The organism is Saccharomonospora iraqiensis subsp. iraqiensis, from assembly GCF_000430445.1.
Classification (GTDB): domain Bacteria; phylum Actinomycetota; class Actinomycetes; order Mycobacteriales; family Pseudonocardiaceae; genus Saccharomonospora; species Saccharomonospora iraqiensis.
The window spans coordinates 2457-8652 of the sequence record NZ_KE387047.1; the positions used below are offsets into that span (position 1 = coordinate 2457).

At 73.5% G+C, this 6196-nt stretch carries 3 protein-coding genes; 1 reads left to right on the forward strand and 2 read right to left on the reverse strand.

Going from position 1 to position 6196, the window contains the following annotated elements:
* Positions 1-1055 (forward strand): Gfo/Idh/MocA family protein (locus tag ACTIR_RS0103610; protein ID WP_233345810.1); only part of this gene is annotated, 1055 nt, incomplete at its 5' end.
* 127 nt (positions 1056-1182) lie between these two features.
* Here the strand turns inward: ACTIR_RS0103610 and ACTIR_RS0103615 are convergent.
* Positions 1183-4566, reverse strand: a complete 3384-nt coding sequence (locus ACTIR_RS0103615; protein WP_026453255.1) for a pyruvate carboxylase — start codon at positions 4564-4566, stop codon at positions 1183-1185.
* A 192-nt stretch (positions 4567-4758) separates the two neighbouring features.
* Positions 4759-6196: ATP-dependent DNA helicase RecG (locus tag ACTIR_RS21505; protein ID WP_034238205.1), on the reverse strand; the 1438-nt coding region annotated here is incomplete at its 5' end.

A 6196-nucleotide genomic window follows, 5' to 3' on the forward strand; every position in this document is an offset into this window, starting at 1 on the left:
GGCCCGCCCGCCCCGGGGGTACGGCCGTGAGCGGCACGCGGATCGCGGTCGTCGGCGCGGGGCTCATCGGGCGCAGGCACCTCGCCCTGGTGCGCGAGCACCCCGGGTGCACGTTGGTGTCCGTCGTCGACCCGGACCCCACCGCGCGGGACGGCCACGGGGCACCGGGGTACCCCGACGTGCCCACGATGCTGGCCGACACGGCACCGGACGGGGTGATCGTCGCCTCCCCGAACGCCCGGCACACCGAGCACGTGCTCTCCTGCGTGCGGGCGGGCGTGCCGGTGCTGGTGGAGAAACCGGTCGCGGACACCGTCGCCGGGGCCGAACGCGCCGTGTCGGCGGCCGAGGACGCCGGGGTGCCCCTGCTCGTGGGCCACCACCGCAGGCACAGCCCGCTGATGGCGGCCGCCCGGGAGACCCTCCGCCGGGGCACCCTGGGCGACGTCGTCGCGGTGCAGGGCAGTGCCCTGTTCCGCAAGCCGGACGACTACTTCGCCGACGCCGCGTGGCGCCGCGAGCCCGGCGGCGGCCCGATCCTGATCAACCTGATCCACGACGTGGACAACCTGCGCGCGTTGTGCGGCGAGATCGTCGAGGTGCAGGCGAGCACCTCGAACGCCGCCCGGGGGTTCGCGGTCGAGGACACCGCGGCGGTCACGATGCGGTTCGCCTCCGGCGCACTCGGCAGCGTCCTGCTCTCGGACACCGCGGCCGCGGCGCGCAGCTGGGAGCACACCTCCGGCGAGAACCCCGACTACCCGCACCACCCGGACGAGGACTGCTACGTCGTCGCCGGCACGCGGGGATCGCTGGGGGTGCCCACCCTGCGGCTGCGGGTGTACACCGGCGAGCCGTCGTGGTGGGCCCCGTTCCACACGTCGGTGCTGGACGTGGCCGCACGCGACCCCCTCGCCGCCCAGCTGGACCACTTCGTCGCCGTCGTACGCGGCGAGACCACCCCACTCGTCGACGGCCGCGAGGGCCTACGCACCCTCCGCACCACCCTCGCCCTCACCGAAGCCGCCCGCACCGGCCACCCGGTCACCCCCTGACCCGCACGGCGCCGGGGTGTGCCGTGAAGGGCACCTTCCCTGCGTCGGGTGCCGTGAGGGGCACATCTCCTGCGTCACACGCAGCGAATGTGCCCCTCACGCCCACCCACGGGGGCGAACGCGCCGTTCACTGCAGGACGACGAGGAGGTCGCCGCCCTCCACCTGCTGGACCGAGTTGATGGCCAGGCGGTGCACCGTGCCCGCGGTGGGGGCGGTGATCGCGGCCTCCATCTTCATCGCCTCGATGGTGGCCACCGTGTCGCCCGCGTCGACGGTGTCGCCCTCCGCGACCGCCGCGGTCACCACCCCGGCGAACGGCGCGGCCACGTGCCCCGGGTTGTCGGTGTCCGCCTTCTCCTTCGCGGGCAGGTCCGAGGCCACGGACCGGTCGCGCACCTGGATCGGGCGCAGCTGCCCGTTCAGCGTGGACATCACCGTGCGCACGCCGCGCTCGTCGGCCTCCCCGATCGCCTCCAGCTCGATGAGCAGGCGCACCCCCGGTTCGAGGTCGACCGCGTACTCCTCCCCCGGCCGCAGCCCGTAGAAGAAGTCCTTGCTCGGCAGCACACTCGTGTCGCCGTAGGCCTCGCGGTGGTTCTCGAACTCCTTCGTCGGCCCGGGGAACAGCAGCCGGTTCAACGTCCGCCTCCGATCTTCGGCCAACCCACGCCGATCCTCCTCGGACAGTTCCTCGGTCGGACGGGCCTCGCCCCGACCCGCGAGCGCCCTGCTGCGGAACGGCTCGGGCCACCCGCCGGGCGGGTCGCCCAGCTCCCCGCGCAGGAAGCCGATCACCGACTCCGGGATGTCGAACCGGCCGGGGTCGGCCTCGAACTCCTCCGGCGAGACGTTCGCGCCCACCAGGTGCAACGCCAGGTCGCCGACGACCTTCGACGACGGGGTCACCTTGACCAGCCGCCCGAGGATGCGGTCGGCGGCGGCGTACATCGCCTCGACCTCCTCGAACCGGTCGGCCAGCCCGAGCGCCCTGGCCTGCGTGCGCAGGTTGGACAGCTGACCACCGGGGATCTCGTGGTGATACACCCGCCCCGTCGGCGCGGCCAGGCCCGCCTCGAACGGCGCGTAGATCCGGCGCACGATCTCCCAGTAGGGCTCCATCTCGCCCACCGCACCGAGGTCGAGTCCGGTGGGCCGGTCCGAGTGGTCGGTGGCGGCCACGATCGCCGACAGCGAGGGCTGCGAGGTGGTGCCCGCCATCGAGGCCACCGCGCCGTCGACGGCGTCGGCGCCCGCGTCGATCGCGGCGAGGTAGGTCGCCAGCTGCCCGCCCGCCGTGTCGTGCGTGTGGATGTGCACCGGCAGGTCGAACTCCCGGCGCAGGGCCGTGACCAGGGTGCGCGCGGCGGGCGCCCGCAGCAGCCCGGCCATGTCCTTGATCGCCAGCACGTGCGCGCCCGCGCCCACGATCTGCTCGGCGAGCTTGAGGTAGTAGTCGAGGGTGTAGAGGTTCTCGGCCGGGTCGGACAGGTCGGAGGTGTAGCACAGCGCCACCTCCGCCACCGCCGAGCCGGTGGACCGGACCGCCTCGATCGCCGGACGCATCTGCTCCACGTCGTTGAGCGCGTCGAAGATGCGGAAGATGTCGATCCCGGTGGCGGTGGCCTCCTCGACGAACGCCTCGGTCACCTCTGTGGGGTACGGCGTGTAGCCGACGGTGTTGCGCCCGCGCAGCAGCATCTGCAGGCACACGTTCGGCATCGCCGCGCGCAGCGCCGCGAGCCGTTCCCACGGGTCCTCGGCGAGGAAGCGCAGCGCCACGTCGTAGGTGGCCCCTCCCCAGCACTCCACCGACAGCAGCTGCGGCATGGTGTGCGCCACCGCGGGCGCCACGGCCAGCAGGTCCTTCGTCCGCAGCCGGGTGGCCAGCAGCGACTGGTGCGCGTCACGGAAGGTGGTGTCGGTGACCCCGATGTGCGGTGACGACCGCAGCCACTCGGCGAAGCCCTCCGGGCCGAGCTCGGTCAGTTTCTGCTTCGACCCGGCCGGTGGGGTCCCGTCCGGCACGTCCGGCAGCTTGCGCACCGGGTCGATCAGCCGCGGCCGCTCGCCGTTCGGCCTGTTCACCGTCACGTCGGCGAGGTAGGTCAGCAGCCGGGTGCCCCGGTCGGCGGAGTGGCGTGCGGTGAGCAGGTGCGGCCGCTGTTCGATGAACGACGTCGTCACCCGGCCCTGCTGGAAGTCCGGGTCGTCCAGCACGGCCTGCAGGAACGGGATGTTCGTCGCCACCCCGCGGATGCGGAACTCGGCCACGGCCCGCCGGGCGCGGTCGACCGCCGTGGCGAACGTGCGCCCCCGGCAGGTCAGCTTCACCAGCATCGAGTCGAAGTGCGCACTGATCTCGGTACCCGCGAACGCGGTGCCGCCGTCCAGCCGGATGCCGGAGCCGCCGGGTGACCGGTAGGCGCTGATCATGCCGGTGTCCGGCCGGAACCCGTTGGCCGGGTCCTCCGTGGTGATCCGGCACTGCAACGCCGCCCCGCGCAGGTAGACCCGGTCCTGCGACAGGTCCAGTCCGGGCAGGGTCTCGCCGGAGGCGATCCGCAGCTGGGACTGCACCAGGTCCACGTCGGTGACCTCCTCGGTCACCGTGTGTTCCACCTGGATACGGGGGTTCATCTCGATGAAGACGTGGTTGCCGTCCCGGTCGACGAGGAACTCGACCGTGCCCGCGTTGCGGTAGCCGATCTGGCGGGCGAAACGGACGGCGTCGGCGCAGATGCGTTCCCGCAGCTGGGGGTCGAGGTTCGGGGCGGGCGCCAGCTCCACGACCTTCTGGTGCCGCCGCTGCACCGAGCAGTCCCGCTCGTAGAGGTGGATGACGCCCTCGTCGGAGCCGGTGCCGTCGGCCAGGATCTGCACCTCGATGTGCCGGGGTTCGACCACGGCCTTCTCCAGGAACACCGTCGGGTCCCCGAAGGCGGACTCGGCCTCCCGGGAGGCCGCCTCGACGGCCTCCCGCAGCCCCCCGGGGTCGGTGACCAGGCGCATCCCGCGCCCACCACCGCCCGCGACGGCCTTGACGAACACCGGGAAGCCGAGCTCCCCGGCCGCCTCGACCAGCGTCTCCACGTCGGACGACGGGGCGGACGAGCCGAGCACCGGCACCCCGGCCGCGCGGGCGGCGGCCACCGCACGCGCCTTGTTCCCGGTCAGTTCGAGGATGTCGGCGTCCGGGCCGACGAAGGTGATGCCGGCCTCGGCACAGGCGCGCGCCAGGTCCGGATTCTCGGAGAGGAACCCGTACCCGGGGTAGACGGCGTCCGCGCCGGAGCGCACCGCCGCGTCCACGACCTCGTCGACGGAGAGGTAGGCGCGGACCGGGTGTCCCGGTTCGCCGATCTCGTACGCCTCGTCGGCCTTCAGCCGGTGCAGCGAGTTGCGGTCCTCGTGCGGGAACACCGCGACCGTGCCCGCGCCCAGTTCGTAGGCGGCGCGGAACGCGCGGATGGCGATCTCACCGCGATTGGCGACGAGTACCTTGCGGAACATGCCCGGTCCTTCCTGCTCTCGGATCGGTCGATCAGGCACGGTACATCGGAGTTCCCGCTCAGCGGGAGTACACAACCGGCGTGACGGACCTCATGCGGTGACCTCGCCCGAACACCGTCCGCGCACCGGCCCCCGCCGCGGCTCCCGGAGCGGCCTCCGGGGCGGATCCGGCGTGGTTCGCTGCCCGCCGGGTCACGACTTCTCCAGGTAGTCGAGCCGGTCGGCGTCCAGGGTCCCGGCGACCATCGCGGCCAGTCCGGGGTGGGCGGTCAGGTCGGGATCGTCGGCCACGAGCCGCTCGGCCACCCGCCGTGCCCGCGCGATCACGTCCTCGTCCCGCAGCAGCGACAGCAGTCGCAGTCCCGACCGGGTGCCCGACTGCGCGGCACCGAGGATGTCGCCCTCCCGGCGCAGCTCCAGGTCGATGCGGGAGAGCTCGAAGCCGTCGGTGGTCGACTCCACCGCCTCCAGCCGCGTCCGGGTGGAGGTGCCCTCCACCGCCTCGGTCACCAGCAGGCACAGCCCCGGCCGGGTGCCCCGGCCCACGCGGCCGCGCAGCTGGTGCAGCTGGCTCACCCCGAAACGGTCGGCGTCCATGATCACCATCACCGTGGCGGCGGGGACGTCCACACCCACCTCGATCACGGTGGTCGCCACGAGCACGTCCAGCTCCCCGGCGGCGAAGGAGCGCATGACGGCGTCCTTCTCCTCGGCGGGCAGCCGCCCGTGCAGCACGCCGATCCGCAGCCCCTCCAGCGGCCCCTCGGCCAGCTGCGGGGCCAGGTCGAGCACCGCCACCGGGGGGCGTTCGGTCTTGTCGGACGGCGGTTCGTCCCCGATGCGCGGGCACACCACGTAGACCTGGTTGCCCGCCTGGGCCTCCTCCCGGACCCGGTCCCAGGCCCGCTCCAGCCACCGGGGTTTCTCCGCGGCGGGCACCACGCTGGTGGAGATCGGACGACGGCCGCCGGGCAGTTCCCGCAGCGAGGACGTCTCCAGGTCGCCGTAGACGGTCATCGCCACCGTGCGCGGGATCGGCGTCGCGGTCATCACCAGCACGTGCGGGGCGGTGCCGTTCCCGCCCCGGGTGCGCAGCGCGTCCCGCTGCTCCACGCCGAACCGGTGCTGCTCGTCGATCACCACGAACCCCAGGTCGGCGAAGGCCACGTGTTCCTGCAGCAGTGCGTGCGTCCCGACGACGATGCCCGCCTCGCCGCTCGCGGCCTCCAGCAGCGCCTGTTTCCGCGGTTTCGCCGGCATCGAGCCGGTGAGCAGGGTGACCCGGGTGGCCTGCTCCGCGGCGTCCAGTTCCCCGGCCCGGGCGAGCCCGCCCAGCAGGTCCCGCAGCGACCGCGCGTGCTGGGCCGCCAGCACCTCCGTCGGGGCCAGCAGCACCGCCTGCCTGCCCGCGTCGACCACCTGGAGCATCGCGCGCAGCGCCACGATCGTCTTGCCGCTGCCGACCTCGCCCTGCAGCAGGCGGTTCATCGGGTGTTCGGCCGCCAGGTCCGTCGCGATGCCCTCGCCCACCTCCCGCTGCCCCGGGGTGAGCGCGAACGGGAGCCGGGCGTCGAACGCCTCGGCGAGGCCACCGGACCTCGGTGGGCAGGCGGGCGCCGGCCGGGCGCCC

Bases quoted from the DNA above. Each gene is read 5' to 3' on its own strand.
- ACTIR_RS0103615 (WP_026453255.1), bottom strand. From the start codon at position 4,566: ATGTTCCGCAAGGTACTCGTCGCCAATCGCGGTGAGATCGCCATCCGC.